This is a genomic window from Hymenobacter plasmatis (genome assembly GCF_020711255.1).
Classification (GTDB): Bacteria; Bacteroidota; Bacteroidia; order Cytophagales; family Hymenobacteraceae; genus Hymenobacter.
In genome coordinates, this window is sequence record NZ_JAJFAW010000010.1 from 113,732 (window position 1) to 134,412 (window position 20,681).

16 protein-coding genes are annotated in these 20,681 nt (G+C 60.7%); 6 read left to right on the forward strand and 10 right to left on the reverse strand.

Annotation, left to right across the window (positions count from 1 at the left end; all coding sequences use genetic code 11):
* Positions 1 to 227: 227 nt before the first annotated feature.
* Positions 228 to 2,603: a M1 family metallopeptidase gene (locus LJ738_RS09410; RefSeq protein WP_227786077.1), complete on the forward strand. Its 2,376-nt coding sequence runs from the start codon at positions 228 to 230 to the stop codon at positions 2,601 to 2,603.
* Between the two features lie 76 nt (positions 2,604 to 2,679).
* Here the strand turns inward: LJ738_RS09410 and LJ738_RS09415 are convergent, their stop codons facing one another.
* A complete protein-coding gene (locus LJ738_RS09415) occupies positions 2,680 to 4,008 on the reverse strand; it encodes a hypothetical protein (protein ID WP_227786078.1) in 1,329 nt (442 codons plus the stop codon).
* Positions 4,009 to 4,253: 245 nt separating this feature from the next.
* Between LJ738_RS09415 and LJ738_RS09420 the strand changes: the two genes are divergently transcribed.
* Positions 4,254 to 4,448: a cold-shock protein gene (locus LJ738_RS09420; protein ID WP_068189689.1), complete on the forward strand. Its 195-nt coding sequence runs from the start codon at positions 4,254 to 4,256 to the stop codon at positions 4,446 to 4,448.
* Between the two features lie 298 nt (positions 4,449 to 4,746).
* Here the strand turns inward: LJ738_RS09420 and LJ738_RS09425 are convergent, their stop codons facing one another.
* On the reverse strand, positions 4,747 to 5,238 hold the full coding sequence (locus tag LJ738_RS09425; protein ID WP_227786079.1) for a gliding motility lipoprotein GldH: 492 nt from the start codon (positions 5,236 to 5,238) through the stop codon (positions 4,747 to 4,749).
* A gap of 130 nt (positions 5,239 to 5,368) precedes the next feature.
* Positions 5,369 to 7,108 (reverse strand): PSP1 domain-containing protein, encoded by a 1,740-nt coding sequence (locus LJ738_RS09430; RefSeq protein ID WP_227786080.1) that lies wholly within the window; start codon positions 7,106 to 7,108, stop codon positions 5,369 to 5,371.
* Between the two features lie 501 nt (positions 7,109 to 7,609).
* Between LJ738_RS09430 and LJ738_RS09435 the strand changes: the two genes are divergently transcribed.
* From LJ738_RS09435 to LJ738_RS09445, 3 genes are all read left to right on the forward strand, one after another.
* Positions 7,610 to 8,302 carry a M57 family metalloprotease gene (locus LJ738_RS09435; RefSeq protein ID WP_227786081.1) on the forward strand — a complete coding sequence of 231 codons (693 nt, stop codon included), beginning with the start codon at positions 7,610 to 7,612 and terminating at the stop codon, positions 8,300 to 8,302.
* Positions 8,303 to 8,496: 194 nt separating this feature from the next.
* The gene (locus LJ738_RS09440; RefSeq protein ID WP_227786082.1) at positions 8,497 to 9,315 is read left to right on the forward strand and encodes a M57 family metalloprotease; all 819 of its coding nucleotides are present in this window, start codon (positions 8,497 to 8,499) and stop codon (positions 9,313 to 9,315) included.
* 163 nt (positions 9,316 to 9,478) lie between these two features.
* Positions 9,479 to 10,291: a M57 family metalloprotease gene (locus LJ738_RS09445; protein WP_227786083.1), complete on the forward strand. Its 813-nt coding sequence runs from the start codon at positions 9,479 to 9,481 to the stop codon at positions 10,289 to 10,291.
* 129 nt (positions 10,292 to 10,420) lie between these two features.
* Here the strand turns inward: LJ738_RS09445 and LJ738_RS09450 are convergent, their stop codons facing one another.
* From LJ738_RS09450 to rsfS, 7 genes are all read right to left on the reverse strand, one after another.
* Positions 10,421 to 13,096, reverse strand: coding sequence for a S8 family serine peptidase (locus LJ738_RS09450; RefSeq protein WP_227786084.1), 2,676 nt, complete (start codon positions 13,094 to 13,096; stop codon positions 10,421 to 10,423).
* A gap of 178 nt (positions 13,097 to 13,274) precedes the next feature.
* A complete protein-coding gene (locus LJ738_RS09455; RefSeq protein WP_227786085.1) occupies positions 13,275 to 14,441 on the reverse strand; it encodes a zinc-dependent alcohol dehydrogenase in 1,167 nt (388 codons plus the stop codon).
* Between the two features lie 110 nt (positions 14,442 to 14,551).
* Positions 14,552 to 15,370 (reverse strand): hypothetical protein, encoded by an 819-nt coding sequence (locus LJ738_RS09460; RefSeq protein WP_227786086.1) that lies wholly within the window; start codon positions 15,368 to 15,370, stop codon positions 14,552 to 14,554.
* A gap of 219 nt (positions 15,371 to 15,589) precedes the next feature.
* Positions 15,590 to 16,372 (reverse strand): UDP-2,3-diacylglucosamine diphosphatase, encoded by a 783-nt coding sequence (locus LJ738_RS09465; RefSeq protein ID WP_227786087.1) that lies wholly within the window; start codon positions 16,370 to 16,372, stop codon positions 15,590 to 15,592.
* Positions 16,373 to 16,498: 126 nt separating this feature from the next.
* The gene (locus LJ738_RS09470) at positions 16,499 to 17,152 is read right to left on the reverse strand and encodes a LutC/YkgG family protein (RefSeq protein ID WP_227786088.1); all 654 of its coding nucleotides are present in this window, start codon (positions 17,150 to 17,152) and stop codon (positions 16,499 to 16,501) included.
* A gap of 79 nt (positions 17,153 to 17,231) precedes the next feature.
* Positions 17,232 to 19,361, reverse strand: a complete 2,130-nt coding sequence (gene ftsH, locus LJ738_RS09475; RefSeq protein WP_227786089.1) for an ATP-dependent zinc metalloprotease FtsH — start codon at positions 19,359 to 19,361, stop codon at positions 17,232 to 17,234.
* Positions 19,362 to 19,466: 105 nt separating this feature from the next.
* Positions 19,467 to 19,847 (reverse strand): ribosome silencing factor, encoded by a 381-nt coding sequence (gene rsfS, locus LJ738_RS09480; protein WP_068189721.1) that lies wholly within the window; start codon positions 19,845 to 19,847, stop codon positions 19,467 to 19,469.
* Between the two features lie 67 nt (positions 19,848 to 19,914).
* On the opposite strand from rsfS, the gene LJ738_RS09485 reads away from it, so the two are divergent.
* Positions 19,915 to 20,673 (forward strand): biotin--[acetyl-CoA-carboxylase] ligase, encoded by a 759-nt coding sequence (locus LJ738_RS09485; protein ID WP_227786090.1) that lies wholly within the window; start codon positions 19,915 to 19,917, stop codon positions 20,671 to 20,673.
* Positions 20,674 to 20,681: the final 8 nt, after the last annotated feature.

Consider the following 20,681-nt stretch of genomic DNA (forward strand, 5'->3'; position numbering starts at 1 on the left):
CCCGGTGCGGTCCCGGGCTGCGTGGTAAAACAATAATTTTCGGATTGTAGTGCACTGGCAGCCTTGCTAAAACCGGCCTTTTACACTGCTTGGGCTGAAGCCATGCTCAACCGTAGGGAGCAGCTGAAAGTGGGGTGCCTATTTTTTGAATTATTTTCGCGGTAGCGATGCACGGCGGGCCATATGGCGGGCCGATTTTTCTGGCGGCGCTATTTACCTCCTCCCTTATGGCTATTTTTAGCTCACTGCTCTCCGCACTCCCCAAGCGCCGTTTGGTGGCCCTGCTGGGGCTCGGATTGCTGCCTTCGGCAGCCTCCTGGGCCCAGACCACGAACTCGGGCACCGACAAATTTGCGCAGCTCGAAACCGTGCTGCCCACGCCCAACTCCTACCGCACGGCCAGCGGCGCGCCCGGCAAGGATTATTGGCAGCAGCGCGCCGACTACGACATCAAGGTGTCGCTCGACGATGCCAAGCAGGCCATCACCGGCCGCGAAACCATTACCTACACCAACCGTTCGCCCGACACGTTGCCCTACCTGTGGGTACAGCTCGACCAGAACGTGCTGGCCAAAAACTCCATCACGGCGACCACGGAAGTAAGCCAGCTGCAGGATAAAATGTCGTTCGCTGCCTTGGATGCCTTGTTGTCGGACTTCGACGGCGGCTTCAAAATCGAAAGCGTGACGGGCAAAGACGGCAAAGCCCTCAAAACGGTGACAAACTACACCATGATGCGCGTGGACCTGCCCTCGCCCTTGCGGCCCGGCCAGTCCTTCGCCTTCAACGTGAAGTGGCACTACAATGTCAACGGCAAGCAGCCCCGCCGGAATGGCTACGAGTATTTCCCCGAGGATAAGAACTACCTCTACGAAATCGCCCAATGGTACCCGCGCATGGCCGTCTACTCCGACAACCAAGGCTGGCAGCACAAGCAATTCCTCGGCAGTGGCGAGTTCACCCTGCCCTTCGGCGACTACAAAGTGAGCATCACCGCCCCGGCCGACCATATTGTGGGCGCCACGGGCACGCTCCAGAATGCCTCGCAGGTGCTGACAACTACCCAGCAGAAACGCTTTGAGCAAGCCAAAACGGCCAAGAAGCCGGTGCTCATCGTCAGCCAGGAGGAAGCCGTGAAGGCCGAAGGCAAACGCGCCACTGGCACCAAAACCTGGACTTTTGCAGCCAAAAACGTGCGCGACTTTGCCTGGGTTAGCTCGCGCAAATTCATCTGGGACGCCATGCAAATCAAGCAGGAAGGCAAGCCCGTAATGTGCATGTCGTACTACCCCAAAGAGGGCAACCCCTTGTGGGGCAAGTACTCGACGGAAGTGGTAGCCCACACCATCAAGACGTATTCTAAGCATACCATCCCGTACGAGTACCCCGTCGCCATCTCGGTGCACGGCCCCATCTTCGGCATGGAGTACCCGATGATTTGCTTCAACGGCGGGCGGCCCGAGAAGGACGGGACCTACTCGGCCCAGACCAAGTATGCCATGATTGGGGTGATTATCCACGAGGTCGGCCACAACTTCTTCCCGATGATTGTGAACTCCGACGAGCGGCAATGGTCGTGGATGGACGAAGGCCTGAATAGCTTTATGCAGTACCTGACCGAGCAGGAATGGGAACGCAACTACCCCTCCCGCCGCGGCGAGCCCGCCAACATCGTAGAGTACATGCGGACGGATAAAAGCCTGCAAACCCCGATAATGACCAATTCGGAGTCGGTACTGCAGTTCGGCAACAATGCCTACGCTAAGCCCGCCACGGCGCTGAACATCCTGCGCGAGACGGTGATGGGGCGCGAGCTGTTCGACCACGCCTTCAAGACCTACGCCCAGCGCTGGGCCTACAAGCATCCGACGCCCGCCGACTTCTTCCGCACCATGGAAGACGCCTCGGCCGTGGACCTGGACTGGTTCTGGCGCGGCTGGTTCTACACCACCGACCACACGGACATTGCCCTGGAATCGGTGAAGGCTTACAACGTGAACACCAAAAACCCGGCGGTGGAAAACCAGCGCCTGCAGCAGTTGCAAGCTTCTGCCCCAGCTTCTATCTCGGCCCAGCGTAACGCCACCGAGCTCAAAAGCACGCTAGTAGACGAGAAGCCCGAGCTCAAGGACTTCTACAACCAGTACAACCCCTTGGCCGTGACGCCCGCCGACCAGCAGCGCTACACCTCCTACCTGGGCTCGCTAAGCGAAGAGCAGCGCCAACGGCTCGGCGACAACCAGCACTTCTACGAACTGAGCTTGCGCAACGTCGGCGGCTTGGTGATGCCCGTGATTGTGCAGCTCACCTACGCCGACAACTCGCAGGAAATCCAGACCATTCCCGCGGAAATCTGGCGCAAGAACAACGCGCAGGTGAGCAAGGTGATTGTGACCAAGAAGCCGGTCATCAGCTTCGTGCTCGACCCCTTCCAGCAGACGGCCGACACGGACCTGAGCAACAACGCCTTCCCGCGCCAGCCCGCCGCCTCGCGCTTCGAGCTCTTCCAGCAACAGCAGCAGGCCCAGCCCAACCCCATGCAGCAGGCCGCGCCCAAAGCCAATGGGCAGAAGCCGGAGAGCTCTATGGGTGGCACGAAATAGCTCCGAATTTCAGCTCAATAAAAAAGCCCGCCGGACATCCGGCGGGCTTTTTTATTGAGCTGAAATAGTGGATGCTTTACTCGTCGGCTTCGCCGTCGCGGCCGGCGTTGCGGCGCGGGGCACCGTGGTCGGCAGCGTTGTCGTCGCCGCTGTTGCTGCGGTTTTCCTCGCGGGCGGCCGAGCCGAAGTTTGCGTCCCGGTCTTCGGCGCGCTGCTCGCCCTGGGCGGGCGAGCCGGCTTTGCTGCCGGGGCGGCTGTCGTCGTAGGCATCGTTGTAGGAGCCCCCGCGCGAACCGTGGCCTTGGGCCGAGTCGCCGCCGTTGGCCTGCACGTAGCCATTGCGGTCGTCGCCGGTGCGGAAGTCCGGGGACTGTCGGGGTTCCTCACGGCCGCGGTCGCCGTAGCCCAGGCTGCTGGCGGGGCGCTGGCCGCGCTGGTCCGCTACTTCGGGGTCGTTGGTAGAATACCCGGGGTGTTGTTCCTCGCGGTGGCCTTGCTTGTCGAAGCCCGCTTGCGCCGGCAGGTAGTCTTCGGTCTGGTTGCGGCGGTCGGCACTGGTAGTACTGGCACTGGCCGGTGCCACGACTCCAGCGGCGGCTTCTCCGCGCAGGGAAGTATGGCCGTAGTCTTCCGCAAAGCCGCTGTCCCGGATTGGGGCCGAGCCGTTGTCGTTTTGGTACGCGCTGTTCACGTCGGCGCGGTTGGGCTGGTTTCGGTTGTCGGCGTTGGGGCCGTTGTACCGTTCGCCTTGCAAGTGGCCGGGGTCGGCGGTTGCGCCCGAGGTATTCGCGGCGGTAGTGCCGCGCTCAAAGCCGTATTCGTGTCGCGGGTCCGGGCGCTCGTCGCGTCCGTCGTAGGCGCGGTAGGCATTGTCCTGGTGCCCGGGGCGGCCGGGGCCGCCGTAGTAGCGGTCCTCCGGCGTGTTGTGCGGCTCGTAATCGGCTAGCCGGTTTTGATTACCGAAGCCGCCGTGGGTGGTCCCGCCCAAATCCTGCGCCCCAAACTCCCCGCGGTTCGGGTCGCTGTCCTGGTTGTCGCGGCGCGATTGGTCGTGGTAGCTGTCCTGGGTACTGTTGCTGAAATTGCCGCCATAAGCCCCCAGCGGCGTGAGGTCGTCGGGGTTGGCGGGCCTGTTCTCTTCTTTCTCATTTTCATCCCCCAGGGCGCCTTCTGCCACGCTCAATTCCGCATCCGCCAGTTCTTCACTCGACGGCGGAATCTCTGGAGAAGCAGCTCCCGAACCGCTGCCGGGGGCGGCGCTTGGCGGCGTGGGCGGGCCGCCGGGTATGCCCACGCCCGCGTTAGGCAAGGTATGCTTGGCAGCAGTGTTGCCCACCGGCCCGTCAATGCGGTTGCCCGCAATGTCGTTGGGCTCGGTATTCAGGTTTGTTTCCTCATTTTCCATGGCCTGCGAAGAGCGTTTGAATCAGTAAAAAGGTGAACTTCCTTTCTATACGCGCCCCCCAAGCCGTTGTTTTACCAACGGCGGCGCCCACGCCCTTCCCCAGGCCAGGGCCGGTTCATTCGGCGCCCTATTTTTACCTTTGCGGAGCTTGCGCCCTTACGCGCCTTTTAATTCGGTCGCCAACCAAGGGCGAACCGAGGCCGTTATGGCAGGGCCAGCTTCATTTTTTACCCCTCCACACGCACATGCTCACCGGCACCGTTAAGTTTTTCGACGACACCAAAGGCTTCGGCTTCATCGTCGCCGACGACAACCAGGAAGAAATCTTCGTTCACCAAACCGGCCTCATCCACGAAATTCAGGAAGGCGACCGGGTTCAGTTCAATATCAAAGCCGGTAAAAAAGGCCCTAATGCTGTAGACGTAACCCGCCTGCAATAGCAGGAGAGCGTATGATAGAGCCGTTGGGCTAAAAGCTCGTCAGCAGTGCATAGAGAAGCGTATGACTCACGTCTCTTTTCATGCAGAGCGCAGCGAAGCAGCTTATCCCCGCTGAACGACTCGTTCGAACGTGATAAGATGCTTCGCTGCGCTCTGCATGACAGGCGATTTAAAGAAGCGGTAGAGATGCTTCGACAAGCTCAGCATGACCGACTTAGTGTCATCATGACTAGCCATTAGCCCAACAAGAAAGGCCGGCTCCACATTATGGAGCCGGCCTTTCTTGTTGGGCTAATGGCTATTTCTTATCCACGTGCTTGGCTACGCGCACTCCCACAGCCATGAGGCCAGGGAGCTGGTCCTGGCGCATGTACTGCTCCAGGGTCAGGGTGTAGTTGCCAGGTTTGGCGAAGTGCTGGTTGGGCAAAGCCAGCAGCTGGATGTCGTAGATATCGCCGGTGCCGCTGCCTTTGGGCTCGCCGGTTTTGGGGTCCATCAGCAGCATTTGGTGCAGCAGGGGTACGCCCACGCGGCCGGTGGGCCCGGTGAGGGTGTGCTTCACATATAGGTTGTAGAACCCGTAGGAGGAAGCGTGGCGCACGTTGAAATACACGTCGTAGCGCGCCGCCGTGTCCTGAATGGCGAAGGTGAAAGCCGGCTTTTGCTGCACGTCCCAGGAATAATTTGGGAAGTCAATGTTCTGCTCAAACACCCGATTGGGGTCGCAGGCCGTGAGCACGCACAGTAGCCCGGCGGCCGTGGCCAATCGGAATGCAAAGCGTTGGTTCATATAGCAGGTCGTCAGTAATGGCGAGGGGCCGTTGTCAGAAGGCAAAGAAAGCTTTGGTAGCGCTTACTTCCGCGCTACTGCTTTGCCTTCTGACAACAAGCCTATTGGCAGTTCAAGCAAGTGGCACAAATCAGGAGCCAGCCGGGGCGGGGGCTGGCGCGGGAGCGGCGCTGCCGTCGCTAGCTGGTCCACGGCCACCGCGGCGGTTGTTGCGCCCACCGCGGCCTTCGCGGCGCTCGCCTCCTTCGGCTCGGCGCTCTCCTCCCCCAGCCTCACGCCGGGGCCGGGCTTCGCCACCTCCTTCGGCAGCTGGGCGGGGTGTGGCGTTAGCATCGGGGCGGCGCGTAGAGTCGGAACGGCGATTGCGGCCGCCATCGGGCCGGGGCTCGCCGGCCTCGCCCTCGGGGCGCGGGGCGTCGCTCCGGCCTCGGCCGTTGCGGCGGTTCAGGGGGCGGGCGGCGGCACCGCGGCGGCCGCGCTGCTCGGGCACATCGCCCAAGGCTGGTACCGGGTTGTCTATATCGCCGGGGCCTGGGCTGGTCATTTGCTCTGGCGGGCGGGGGCCACCGGGAGCGGCGCCCGCTGGGCGGCGACCGTCGCGGGGAACACGGCCTTCGCGGGCTTCCCGGGGCTCGCGGGGCGGGCGGGCTTCGCGGGGTGCGGCGGTGCCTTCAGCAGCAGCACGGGGTTCGCGTGGCTCGCGGCCTTCGCGGGGAGCACGGCTTTCGGCGTCGGCTTCGCCGCGGCTTTTCTTGCGTTTGGGGCGCTTGCTGCCCGACTTGATTTTATCGTCGAGGCGGTCGAGGTTGCCCTCCACAATGGCCGATACTTCGGGCTCGGGAGCTTCTTCGCGGGGCGGCAGCAGGCTTTCGATTACTTCGCCGCGCTTGTTCATTTCCAGCAGCTCGCGCACGCGGGCTGTGTCCAGCATCACCCAGTTGTTGTCGCCTTTGAAGGCAAACCACATGCGGCGGCGGAAGATGTCGGTTTTCTGCAGGAAGGCCTCGCCCTTGCTGGTTTTCAGGGGGCGCTGCACCTGCGGAATATCCTTCAGGGCGTCGAGATAGGCGTCAAGCTCGTAATTGAGGCAGCACTTGAGGCGGCCGCACTGGCCGGCCAGCTTCTGCGGGTTCAGGCTCAGGTTTTGGTAGCGGGCGGCCGTGGTGCTCACGGTTTTGAAGTCCTGCAGCCAGGTGGAGCAGCACAGCTCGCGGCCGCACACGCCGATGCCCCCGATGCGGCCGGCTTCCTGGCGCAGCGATATCTGGCGCATTTCCACGCGCACCCGGAACTCGTCGGCCAGGCGCCGAATCAGCTCCCGGAAATCGACCCGGTCCTCGGCCGAGTAGTAAAAAAGGGCGCGGGTGCGGTCGGCCTGGTACTCCACGTCGCTCAGCTTCATGCGCAGGCGCAGCTCGCCCACCATGGCCCGGGCCCGGAACATGGTGCCGTTTTCCAGGTCGCGCACGGCTTCCCAGCGCTCTACGTCTTCCGGGGTGGCAATGCGCAGGATGTTGCGGATTTCCTTGGAGTCGGTGGGCACTTTCTTTTTGCGCATCTGCAGGCGCACCAGCTCGCCCTTCAGGCTCACGTGGCCCAGGTGCCAGCCGCTGCCGGCGGCATCTACCACCACGGCATCGCCCGTGACCAGCGGCAGGCGCTGGTCGTTGCGCATAAACTCTTTACGGCCGCCCTTGAAGCGGACTTCTACTATGTCGAACCCGGCAAAAGAGTCGGGCACTTCTACGTCCTGCAGCCAATCGAATACATTGAGGCGGTTGCAGCCGCCGGTGCTACAGCCCCCGTTGGATTTGCAGCCGCCCGGCTTGGTGCCGCAGCCCCCGCCAGAAGAACATGATGAACAAGCCACTAGCTAAAAAATATATAGTTGAGGGAAATTAAAATTTCCGCGAAAATTCGGTTCCTAGCAAAGATACGAAATTCGACAGGGGTACCCCCGGCCGCCTGAAGTTGGGCTAAATACGCACTCCCGGTGGAGCTAGCAAAAAGTAGCGCCGTGATAACGAGTGCAATAAAATAATGGTTTTATGACTTTTAGTAGAAATGTGTAAGATTTTGGCAAATCCAATATCTAGGGATATTCATAAATGCCTCTACAGGCCAAAAATGCAATATTTTGAATAATATTCAGTCATAAGGCGAAATCACTATTGGTGATTACAATTATTCTCCTCTACTTGTGCCCATCCTTTAACCAATTTTCCACCTACCAAACCCCCAACAACATATGAAAGTCAAAAATGTACTTTCCGCCGCTGTCATTTGCGCTGCCTCGGTATTGGCAATATCCTCCTGCTCGAAAGAGAAGGAAGCGAATGCAGTTGCTCCTGCAACCGTTAAGCAGGACGCTATGGCTCAAATCAAAGCCCTAGGTTTTAGCACCCAAGGCGTTCGCGCCGTTGACGGAGGTTATGTCGTGGAAGGCGACATGCTACTGACGCCGGAACTGCTGGCTAGCGCCCCCGGCTACTCCACGCTCCGCGTGGGCCAGGACGAGCAATACCGAACCACCAACCTGGTGACCGGCCTGCCGCGCGTACTCACCGTAAGCATTAGCAGTTCGTTTCCCGCAGCCTATGTAACGGCCATTGATGAAGCGATTCGGCGCTACAATGCAGCTGGCCTGCGTCTGACGTTCCGCCGCATTAGCACGTCTGGAGCTAACCTGCCCGTAAAGTATTCGTCTGACCTGGGCCCGGGCGTACTGGGCCAGTCGGGCGGCTTCCCAAGCGGCGGCAACCCTGCTCCGGGCTTCACGCTGGTTCCTAATGTAATCAACAGCACGAACGTCAATTACATTGCCACCATCATGGCCCACGAGATGGGGCACTGCATTGGCATGCGCCACACCGACTACTTCAACCGGGCGTACAGCTGCGGTGGCAGTGCTTCCAACGAAGGTGCCAGCACCGTAGGGGCTGTCCTCATTCCCGGCACGCCGTCGGGTGCTGACCCCAATTCCTGGATGTTGGCTTGCATAGGTAACGGCGTAAACCGTCCTTTCAATAGCAACGACCTGACTGCCCTGAACTACATCTACTAAGGGAAGTACTCCCTTAGTGAGTTTTACACTCCACGAGGCCTCGGCTCCTAACAGCTGAGGCCTCCGTGTTGAAAGTTAAAAATTCAACTATTTGAATTAATACTTTTTACAGCAACCATAGTCTCACAATAATCTTTTTCATTTCCACCATTTTTCATTTCCACCATTTTTCAACCCCACTTTCAACCCATTTCATGAAAATCAAAAACTTACTGTCCGCCACTGCTTTTTGTGCCATCTCGGCGCTATCGCTTTCCTCCTGCAGCAAAAAAGAGGAGGCAGCTGCGGCCCCTACGGCCGTTAACCAAGAAGCTTTAAGCCAAATCAAAGCTCTGGGCTTTGGCACTGATGACGTTCGTGCTGTAGCTGGTGGCTACGTGGTAGAAGGCGACATGCTGCTGACCAAGGAAATGCTGGCCAGCGCGCCAGGCTACGGCACCCTGCGCGTGGGTGCTGAAGAGCAGTACCGCACCACCGAACTGGTGACCGCGGGCTCGGGCCGCACGTTGACCGTGAGCCTGTCGAGCCAGTTTCCAGCTGCGTACTCGTCGGCCATTGATGTGGCCATCGCCCGGTACAATGCCGCCAACCTGACATTGAAAATGTCCCGCGTCGCCAATGACGCCCCTTCTGACCTGCCCGTGAAGTATTCAGCTGACCTCGGCCCGGGCGTGCTCGGCCAGTCGGGCGGTTTCCCGACCAACGGCAACCCCGCACCAGGCTTCACGCTGGTTCCCAACGTGATTAACAGCACGAACGCCAATTACATTGGCACCATCATGGCTCACGAAATGGGTCACTGCATCGGCATGCGCCACACCGACTACTACAACCGTCAGTACAGCTGCGGTGGTCGTAAGTCCAACGAAGGTGCCAGCACCGTGGGTGCTATCCTGATTCCCGGCACGCCGTCGCTTGCCGAGCCCAATTCCTGGATGCTGGCTTGCGTAGGCAACGGTGTAGACCGTCCTTTCACCGCCAACGACCTCACGGCCCTGACGTACTTGTACTAGCCTAACCCAATAGTTCCGGCTAAAAACAAGGGGCCTCGGTTCAAGCCGAGGCCCCTTGTTTTTTTAATCGGCGCTGTCGGTATTAAGGCTTGGATTTCTTCCTAGGAATACAGTAATTGTTAGTTCTTCCCATCATTTCCACTCCACATTTCATCCTGATTGTATGAAAATCAAAAACTTACTGTCCGCCACCGCTTTCTGTGCCGCTTCGGTACTGGCGCTTTCCTCGTGCAGCAAAAAGGAGGTGGCCGCTGCTGCTCCTTCGGCCGTTTCACAAGAGGCTTTAATTCAAATCAAAGCCCTGGGCTTTAGCACGCAAGGCGTTCGCCCGGTGGCAGGCGGCTACGTGGTCGAAGGCGATATGCTGCTGACCAAGGAGATGCTGGCCACTGAAGCCAGCTACAGCACGCTACGCGTAGGCGACGAAGAGCAGTACCGCACCACCAAACTGGTGACCCGCCTGCCGCGCACGCTGACCGTGAGCCTATCGACCCAGTTTCCCGCAGCTTACTCGGCGGCCATTGATGAAGCCATTCTCCGCTACAACAACGCCAACTTGCAACTGCACTTCACCCGCATTACCACGGGCACCGCTGACCTGCCCGTAAAGTATTCGGCCGACCTAGGCCCGGGCGTGCTGGGCCAGTCGGGCGGCTTCCCCTCGGGCGGCAACCCCGCGCCCGGTTTCACGCTGGTTCCCAACGTGATTAACAGCACGAACACCAATTTCATTGCCACCATCATGGCCCACGAAATGGGGCATTGCATCGGCATGCGCCACACCGACTACTACAACCGGGCATACAGCTGCGGTGGCAGCGCTTCCAACGAAGGTGCCAGCAACGTAGGAGCCATCCTGATTCCCGGCACGCCGTCGCTGGCTGAGCCTAATTCCTGGATGCTGGCTTGCGTAGGTAACGGCGTTAACCGCCCTTTCACCGCCAACGACCTCACGGCCCTGAATTACATCTACTAGTAGCTTCGGCTGCTCGTATACTATAAGGTAGTACGACAACAAAAAGCCCCGGCTCAGTTGAGCCGGGGCTTTTTGTTGTGCCTTGCAACCCGGAGCTTGTAGCGGGGACTTGGCGATTAGCAGCCGGTGCTATTGAATGACCACCCGAATGGTTTGTTCGGCTTGGCTTTCCAGCTTCACTCGGAGCAAATACAGTCCCGGCTTCAGGCCGTTGGTATTAAGCTGGTTGATAACGCCGTCGACAGTGGTTTCACGTTGGAACCGGCCCAGCATGTCGTAGAGGCGAATGCTCACCGGGCTGCTCGTACCGGCAATCAGCCGCAGGGTTTCGCCCGCCAACACGGGGTTAGGAAAGGCTTGCGCCGCCCCAGTCTGGAGGTAATACGCCTGTTCGACCTGGCTGTAAAACTGTTGCCCGGCCAGATTCTCCAGCCGCACGCGGTAGTGGTAGCCGCCGGCGGACGGCGGCAAGTCGGTGAAAGCAAATTTGGTCTTCGTAAGCGGCGCGAGGGTTTGCACGGCTTCGTAGCCTGCGGCCCCCAGACGCTCCAACGTGGCCGACCGCAGGCGATACACGCTGCCCAGCTCAACATTGAACAGGATGGTGTTGTCGACTAGCTGGCGCGGCAGAAACGACCGAAAGTAGCACGCCGTGCCTTGGGTCACATAGTCGATGGTGCCGCCGGGCTCGGCCAGCTTGCCCTGCAAAATGGGCGCCACGGTGTAGTAGCGGGTGGCCGCCATCTGGGCCCGGTCGAGCACCAGAGCCGTGTCGGTCGTAAGCGCTAAGGGCACCAGTGCGGTAGCCCCAAGCTGGTACACCTGGTACTTTGCCACGCCGGGCACCCACGCCCATTGCAGCAAGGTTTCTTCAGGGCAAGTAAAGCCTACTTGCAGCGTGGGCGCCCGCACGATAGCAAAAGTGTCGGAAGCATACGCCTGGCTGCCGGCCACTAAGCGCAGTTGGGCCAAGGCCACGGTATCGGGCGCAGTCCAGGCCCAGTGGTTGTCGGCCAAAGCCACGGTTGGGCTGGCCACGCGCCACAGGGCCTGGCCCACCGGCCGGTACTCGAGGCGGGCGGTGGTGGCGGGGCCGCTCCAGTGCCAGCGCAACGTGCTGGCAGTGCCCGGCCGCACGTTGCCAGCGCTTTGCGGGCTTATCCATTCCAGCCCAACCGGATTCACCTCGTAGGCCAGGCTGAACGACTGGGGCCCTTGCGGCACGGCGTAGCCGCGCACGTGCAGCTCGTAGGTGCCGGCCGCGGGCACGGTCAGGGTAATTTGCTCGGCATTATTCAGGTGGTCGGCGCCGCGGCGGGCGGGGCGCGCCAGCGAGTCGGCGTGGGCATAGGTGCTGAGCACCCAGGGCTGCCAGCGCTGGCCGGTGGCCGGTGCCACCAATTCCAGGTCCAGGTCGTTGACGAGGGCGCGCGCAGCGTTGGCGGCTGCATCAGGGTCGGCCCACACGAGGGTAGCTTTCAGCTGCTGGCCGGCGGGCACGGTGAGGGTAAACACCTGCTCGGCGCCCTGCGCAACGGTCCCATTGAAAAACTGGTTGGCGCGCATCATAGCCAAAGCACCCAGCGCATCGGCCTGCCCGAAGCCGCTCACAAAGTCCACTTCGGGCCGGCCCAGGTCGTCGGCGCTGTTCAGCAGCACGGCTTTGACGAGAGCGGCGGGCGGGAGCGTGCCGCTGTGCTGGTTGCGGTAGGTTTGCTGCAACAGCACCCCTATGCCCGACACCAGCGCCGCCGACTCGGAAGAGCCGCCTTCGCCGTACGCCACCAGCTCGGGCTTGATGCGGCCGTCGTAGGCCGGCCCGCGCGAGCTGAGTGCCGCCACCTGGCCCGAGGGGTCGGTGGCGCCCACGGTCAGGGTGTTTTTCGACATTTTGAACTGGCCCGTGACGTTGGCCACGGCGGCAATGCCAGTATACGGGCCGGTTGGGCTGGCCAGGGTGCCCACGTTGCCCGACGAAAACACGTGCAGCAGCGTGGGAAACTGCCGCACCTGGCGGTCGTACTCCTGGGCTTCTACCCCATAGTAGTTTTCAATGGCCACGCCGTAGGAGTGGTTTTGCACCGATATCCCCGCTTGGGTTAGCTGCGTGCCGTCGTCGGGCAGCAGGCGGGCAAAATCGGAGGTAGCCAGCCCGACCTGGCGGGCCACTCCCCGGCCCAGCGGGTGCGAATTGCCGGCGCCACCGATGAGGGTGGCCATGGCGGTGGCATGGCTGGATGGCGGCCCGGGAAACGTGCCCGCGCTTATCACCCGGCCTTTTAAATCGATGTCGTTCGGGTCAAACGGCTGCTCTTTTACCGACACCGCGATGCCCTGGCCGGCCAGCTGCGGAAAACGCGCCTGCACCGCCGCAATGGCATTAACCGATAAGTCCGAATTATTGAGCTGGCGCTCCTCGTGCGCCTGGCGGTCGGGCACGTCCACAAATTGTACGAAGGGACAGGCGGCCAGCTGGGCCAGCGTCGCAGTGCTCAGCCCCGACACGGCCAACGTGCGGGCCGAAGCGCTGGGCTGCGACACCCGAACCGCGGGCAAATGCTGCTGCACCCATTGCTGAAAAGCAGCTCGGTCGGCCACGCTCACCCGCACGGCCCGGGCAGCCCGCTGGGCCCCGGCAGCCTGCAGCCCGGGCGCCAGCTTTGCCTGGGGGCCAGCCGGGGGCGCTAGAGTTTGGGCCAGTAGTGAAACCGCGGGCAGAAGCAAAAGCGCCGTGCACTGCCAACTGCGCACCAGCCGCTTCCACGGCCGGGCAAGCCCCGTGTGGCCGAGTCGAGTTAACCCCATGTATTGCAAGTCGTTTGGTACAAAAATTCAGCTCAATTCGGGTAGAGAAAGCAGCTCAATTCGCCCGTTGCCAAAGATAACCAGAACCGTCTGCTAATTCTAGTTTACCGCCATACATCAATATAAAAAAAGAACCCGCACGCGGCGGGTTCTTGGGAATTTCTCAACAGCGATGCGTTTACGCGCCGGGCTTGAGCACCACCTTGGTGCAGTTGTCCTTCTTGTTGCGGAAGATATCGTAACCGTGGGCGGCCTGGCTCAACGGGAGGCGGTGCGAGATGATGTCGTCGAGGCGCACGTCGCCGTTGGCTACGTGCTTCAGCAGGCGGTCGATGTGCTTGTGAGCGGGGGCTTGGCCACCTTTCAGCGTGATGCCTTTGTCGAAGAACTGGTGGATGGGGAAGTTGTCGAACGGCGAGGAGTACACGCCCAGCACCGACACAAAGCCGCCCCGGCGCACGGCACTCATGCAGGCCAGCAGCACTTTATCGGAACCCTTTTCCAGGTTGATAACGGCTTTGGCGCGGTCGCCCAGGCTGCGGTCGGGCTCGAAGCCCACGGCTTCCACGCACACGTCGGCCCCGTAGCCGCGGCTCATGCTGCGGATTTCGTCCACCACCTGCTGGTGGCTTTCCCAGAGTATAGTTTCGGCGTTGGAGGTCTGCCGGGCTTTGTCGAGGCGGTACTGCTGGGTGTCGATGATGATGACTCGGCTCGCGCCGCGCAGCCAGGCCGATTTGGCCGCCATCATGCCCACGGGGCCAGCGCCGAAAATGGCAATTACCTCGCCGCCTTTCACCCCGGCCCAATCGATGCCGGTGTAGCCGGTGGGAAAGATATCGGTGAGGAAAAGCACCTGCTCATCGGTGAGGTTATCCGGAACTTTTCGGGGGCCGAAATCGGCGTAGGGCACGCGCACGTACTCGGCCTGGCCGCCGTCGTAGCCGCCGTACAAATCGGTGTAGCCAAACAGCGCGCCGCCTTTTTCGGTCATCAGGCCGCCTTCGGGGCCGTAATGCTCGGGGTTGGAGTTTTCGCAGTGGCCCGGCAGGTCGTGGTTGCAAAACAGGCAATGCCCGCAGGCAATGGGGAAGGGCACCACCACGCGGTCGCCGCGCTTGAGGTTGCCCACGCCCTTGCCCACTTCCTCTACTATGCCCATGAATTCATGGCCCAGGGTCATGGGCCGCGGCTGCGGGATGCTGCCGTTGTAGATGTGCAGGTCGGACCCGCAAATGGCCGTGCTGGTGACGCGGATAATAGCGTCGCGGGCGTCCAGGATTTCGGGGTCGTCTACAGTGTCCACGCGGACATCTTTCGCGCCGTGAATTCGGAGTGCTTTCATGGAATTGGGGTAAGAAATGAGGAGGAAGAACTCCTTTGCCTAACGCTCCCCTTTTCCAGAGGTTACTTAGACTGGCTTTACCCACGAATTAACCTCGGCCGTAGCCGCGGCTATTTCCACTGATACACTGCTACTCCCAGGGCCGTGAAAATATAGGCATAGGACTCTCCCACCAGTACCTGCCGCACTCCGCCCGGCTCTACGCCGGCCGGTAGGGCCACACGGCGCTCGGTCAGGTTGTAGAGGTGAAAGAAGTGCACCGCCCCCGCGTCGAAATAGTACAGCTCGTCGCCCCGAAAACCCACCATACTCAGCCCAACGAAGGGGATTTTCTTCTTGTAAGTGCCCAGGTTATCGAACACGTAAATGCCGGTGTTGCGGTCTACCAGGTAGGTGTTGTTCTGGTACTGGCGCAGGAAGCGGAAATCGGGCCGGGAGCGGCCAATGAGCAAATCCAGTGGCGTGTTCTGCACGAGGCGCTGGGAGTTGGGGTCGAGTTCGCGCAGCACGAGGTTGCTCTCGTCGAGCAGCCAGATGCGGTTGTCGGGGGCCAGGGTGGCGGCGCGCACGGTACCATCGAGCACGTCGGCCAGCCGCACTTCTGTGATGGGCGTCAGGAACCGGTCCAGCAATACCAGCTGCTGCCGGTCGTCGTTGAATACGAGCGTACTGGTTACGTTCCAGGCTTCAACCTGCGCCACGTGGCCGGGCTGCGTAGGGGCGTAGGTGTTCAGGGGCAGTCCTTCCGGACCGTATTGGCGCAGGTTGTTGTCGGCATCGGCCACGTAGAGCGCGCCGCGCCGGTCCAGCGAGGCAGCCCCAGGGTTGGGCAGCTTGATGAGGCGCACGAACTTCCAGGGCGTAGCGGCGGGCAGCGGCGTCGCATCGGCCGGCAGGGCGGCTGGGGCCTGCACCGGGGCTACTATCACCTTAGAAGGCGGCGCTACCGAACCCGCGGATGGCACCGTGACCTGAGCGCGGGCCGCGGTTGTGCTCAGTACAAGCAGGGTAAGAAATTTAGCTAAACACTTGACCGAAAGAACGTCACGCAGAGCGTAGCGAAGCATCTCTACCGCGCAAGTTATCAATTTACTTACACGGGCGAGATGCTTCGGCAAGCTCAGCATGACGTTCTTTTTGCTGCTCATTTACTTCTCAAAATGCCGCAGGGCCAGTTCGTTGCCATCGTACACGCCGTAGGAGCAATAATTGACCCACTCGCCTAGGTTCACGTAGCGGCTGCCGGGGGCCACGGCTATGTCGAGGGGCAGGTGCCGGTGGCCGAACACGTAGTAGTCGTGGTGTGTGAGAGTTTCTACTTCCCGGCAGTATTGCAGCAGCCACTCTTCTTCGCCGAAGTATTTGGCATCGGCTTCGCCGTTTTGCAGGCGGCTGTGGCGGCTCCACTTGTTGGCCATGCCGATGCCAAAGTTGGGGTGCAGGCGCGCAAAGAGCCATTGCGCCATAGATGACGTAAATACTTGCTTTAGCGCTTTATAGCTGTAGTCTTTGGGCCCAAGCCCGTCGCCGTGACCGATGTGAAACAGCTGATTGCCGATACGCTGCGACACTTCCTGGCGCAGCACCGGAATGCCCATTTCCTGAGTGAAGTAGCCAAACATCCACATGTCGTGGTTGCCGGTGAAGATGGTCACGGGCAAGCCCGCATCCGTCAGCTCGGCCAGCTTGCCCTGCAGGCGAATGAAGCCGCGCGGAATGGCGTGCTTGTACTCAAACCAGAAGTCGAAAATGTCGCCCAGCAGGTAGATGGCCGCGGCATCCTTAGCGGCCTCATCAAGCCAGCGCACAATGCGGCGCTCCCGTTCAAGCGAGGCGGCAGCATTGGGGGCACCCAGGTGAAAGTCGGAGGCGAAGTACACCCGGCGGCCGGGCGGCAGCGCCAGGTCGGGTAGCATGCGGGGTGGCTTCATATAGGTTAATAAGCAAAAGGAACGTCATGCAGAGCGCAGCGAAGCATCTCTACCACGAGAGTAATTCAATCAACTCAACGAAGCGGTAAAGATGCTTCGCTGCGCTCTGCATGACCGCCCCTCATATTAAGTAAGTGCAGCGTCATCTTCCAGGAGAAAGAGCGCTAGGCGGCGCGGGCCGTGGGCACCGAGCACTAAGGTTTTTTCAATATCGGCGGTGCGGCTGGGGCCGGTGGTGAGCGATACCATGGAAGGCATCTGCGCGCCAAACTTTGCCTGCACCACGCGCAGGGCCTCCCCTATTTCGGCCACTACCTGGCTGGGCCGGGCCAGTACCAGGTGCTGGTCGGGGTAGATGCTGAGCCGGCGCCCGCTGGCCGTGGCCGCCGAGACCAGCACGCTGCCCGTGCGCGCCACCAGGGCCTCGCACGAGGTCAGCCCCAAATCAGCGTGCTCAATAAAATCGGCTTCGTCGGCTTTGAACGCCACGCCCGCGGCCCGCAGCAAGGCCTGTATGTGGGGCTCCCATACGTAGGGCGCGCCCACCTGCTGCCGCTGCTGGAAACCGGCAATTTGCACGGCCAGATGCGCCAGCGACTCGCAGTAGTAGAACTCCCCGCCCACGCGCTGAAAGCTTTCAGCAAAAGCTACTACCGCGTCGCTGTTGCTCAGCGGCGGGTGCACGGGGGAGGCAAAGTCGGGCCGGGGCGGCAGCGGAGCGGGCTGCGCCAGTCCCTGGCGGATGCGGGCCAGCACAACGTCGCGGGAAGATTCGGACATGCAGCAAAAGTACCTGTACAGTTTTACAAAAAAAGCCAGCCCTCTCGGGCTGGCTTTTGCATTCGGATGATTACCGGAATTATGCGGGAGTTGCGGCGCTGCCGGCTTCCACATCCGAGCCGGGGCGCGAGGTGCGGTCGTCGTCCATGCCGGGCAGGTGCAGGTCGGGCAGGTCGTTGCCGAGTTTGCCGGCCGCGGCTTGTTCGCCTTTCACTTCGCTCTCGGTTTCGCTGCGGTCGGTACCGGCCATGTGGGCCTGGTAGTTGGTCTGGCTGTCGAAGGGGCGCTTGCCCACGAGGCGGGTCAGGTCTTCCTGCTGCAGCACTTCTTTCTCCAGCAGCTCCTTGGCTACTACCTCCAGCTCATGGCGCCGCTCGGTGAGCAGCTCCTTGGTGCGGGTGTAGGCGTTTTCGATGATGGTACGAACTTCTTCGTCAATCATTTGCGACGTGGCTTCCGAGTAGGGCTTTGAGAAGCCGTATTCGTTCTGCCCCTTCGAGTCGTAGAACGACACGTTGCCGAGCTTGGCGTTCATGCCATACATCGTCACGATGGAGTAGGCCATCTTGGTGATGCGCTCCAGGTCGCTCAAGGCGCCGGTGGAGATTTTGCCGAACACCAGCTCTTCGGCGGCGCGGCCACCCAGGGCCATGCACATTTCGTCGGTTAGCTGCTCGGTGTTGTACAGAAACTGCTCTTTGGGCAAGTACTGCGCGTAGCCCAGGGCTGCTACGCCACGAGGCACAATGCTCACTTTCACCAAGGGGTCGACGTGCTCCAGGAACCAGCCGGCAATGGCGTGGCCGGCTTCATGGTAAGCCACAATGCGCTTTTCGCCGGGCGAAATGATTTTGTTTTTCTTCTCCAGGCCACCAATCACGCGGTCAATAGCGTCGGTAAAGTCCTGGTCAGTCACCATTTTCTTGTCGCGGCGGGCGGCAATCAGGGCCGCTTCGTTGCAGACGTTGGCAATCTCGGCGCCGGCAAAGCCGGGCGTCTGGGCCGACAGACGGCGGGCGTCTACGTCGGGGCCCAGGGTCAGTGGCTTGAGGTGCACCTGGAAAATTTCGGTGCGGCCATTGATGTCCGGCTTGTCGATGCTGATTTGCCGGTCGAAACGGCCGGGACGCAACAGGGCCGAGTCCAGGGTATCGGGCCGGTTAGTAGCGGCGAGGATGATGACGCCGGAATCAGTACCGAAGCCGTCCATCTCCACAAGCAGCGAGTTCAGGGTGTTTTCACGCTCATCGTTGCCACCGGGCACGGAGCCCCGCGAGCGGCTGCGGCCCACGGCGTCAATCTCATCTATAAAGATGATGCAAGGCGCCTTGGCCTTAGCTTGCTTGAAAAGGTCACGTACACGGGCCGCACCCACGCCAACGAACATCTCGACGAAGTCGGAGCCCGAAAGCGAGAAGAACGGCACATCGGCTTCACCAGCTACAGCTTTGGCCAGCAGGGTCTTGCCCGTACCGGGAGGGCCCACCAGCAAAGCACCTTTCGGAATCTTACCGCCGAGAACGGTGAACTTGCTGGGGTTCTTGAGGAACTCCACAATCTCCTGTACTTCCTCCTTGGCTTCTTCGAGGCCGGCAACGTCTTTAAAGGTGATTTTCACCTTATCGCCGCCCTCAAACAAGGCCGCGCGGCTCTTGCCAATGCTGAAAATCTGCCCGCCGGGGCCCGCGGCGCTGCCCATGCGGCGCATCAGGAACCAGAAGCCGACAATCATCAGGATGATGAAGCCGTAAGTGCCCACGTAGTCGCCCGGACTTTGCCGGGAATCGATGTTAAGTGGCAGGCGCTGGGCTTCCGGCAGAGTTTTCTGGATGCGGTCCAGGTCCTCCTGAAAAAGCTTGGCGTCGACAACGGGGAAGTAGAACTGCGCCCCGGCCCCAGTAGTACCGAAGGGGGTGCGCCGCGTCAGCTCCTGCCGGTACTCCGGCTTGGCCATGGCTTCGGGCTTGAGGCTCACCTCCACCAACTTTTCGTTGATGATGGTGATTTCTCGCACGTCGCCGGCCGCCAGCATCTGCTCGAAGCGCTGCTGGTTGATTTTGGCGGGCGAGTTCAGGTTATTGACCCACATTACCCCGAACAAGAAAACCAGCAAGCCGGCCAACACCCACAGCTGCACGCCCGGCCGCGGATTGGGGGCCGGCATCAGGGGCTTTTTCTTTTTATTGTTATTGGGATTTTTATCCGACATGAAAATAGCTAGTTAAATCAAGTATAACTACGGGAGCAACACCGCGCCGAAAACAAATGTTCGGTACGGATAAGACGTGCTACCTACGTATTTATTTTACCAAGCTTAAGCTTCTTCGGCTTCGATGTAGCTGATGTTGGCGTCGCCCCACAGCTCCTCGAGGGCGTAGAACTTGCGCCGGTCGCGCAGAAAAACGTGCACCACCACGTCCACGTAGTCGAGCAGTACCCACTCGCGGTTGGTGCGGCCCTCGGTCTGCCAGGGGCTTTCGCCGGTTACTTTTTCGATTTCTTCTTCTACCGAACGGGCTACGGCATCCAGCTGCGTGTCCGAATTGGCCGAGCAGATGATGAAATAATCCGCCACGGCGTTTTTGAGCTCTTTCAGATTCAGCACCACGATGTCGGACGCTTTCTTGTCTTGCATGCCGCGGATAACCAAATCTGCCAATGTGTCTGAGTCCTGCCGGACCAACGTGCTTTTCATATTGTGTTGTTAGGTTTGAGCTTTGCAGCCAAAAGTCTACGAAGTTAACGAAACGCGAAAGAAGGCCGTGGTTCTCACCCCTCAAACCTTGTTCACGGGCCAGCAATTGATATGGTTGCCGACTTGTACCTCCACCAATTCGGAGGCCCAGGCCTTGATTGTCCAAAACCGGGCCAGCGACGGCTGCACCATAATTACGGACTTTCAGACCGCTGGCCGGGGCCAGCGCGGCAACCAATGGGAGGCCGCCCCCGCCGAAAACCTAATGCTCTCGGTGGTCTGGCAGCCCATGTTTCTGGCCGCCGACCAGCAATTCCAGTTGAGCCAGGCCGTGGCACTGGGCGTGCACGACTGGGCCGCGTCGCTACTGGGCCCCGACCCGAAACTGAAGCTGAAATGGCCCAACGACCTGTACTATGGTGACCAGAAATTTGGTGGCGTTCTGATTGAAAACAGCCTGAGCGGCACAAAGATTCAACACAGCATCATCGGTATTGGGCTGAATGTGAACCAACAACGTTTTGCGGTATCCACGGCCACGTCCATCGGCCAGCTCACGGGCCGCGCCTACGACCGTGAGGCCCTGGCGGCGCACCTGCTCGAGTGCCTGGAGCGGCGCTACCTGCAGCTGCGCGCCGGGCAGGTGGGCAAGCTGCGGCAGGCGTACCTGCAGGCCTTGTACCGCTACCAAGAGGCGCACCCGTTCGAGGTAGAGGGAAAACGGGTGAGCGGCCAAATTGTCGGAGTGGAGGAGGATGGCCGGCTGGCCCTGGCCATTGGCAATGAGCTGCGACGCTTCAGCTTGCAGGAAATCAGGCACCTATAACCAGTTTT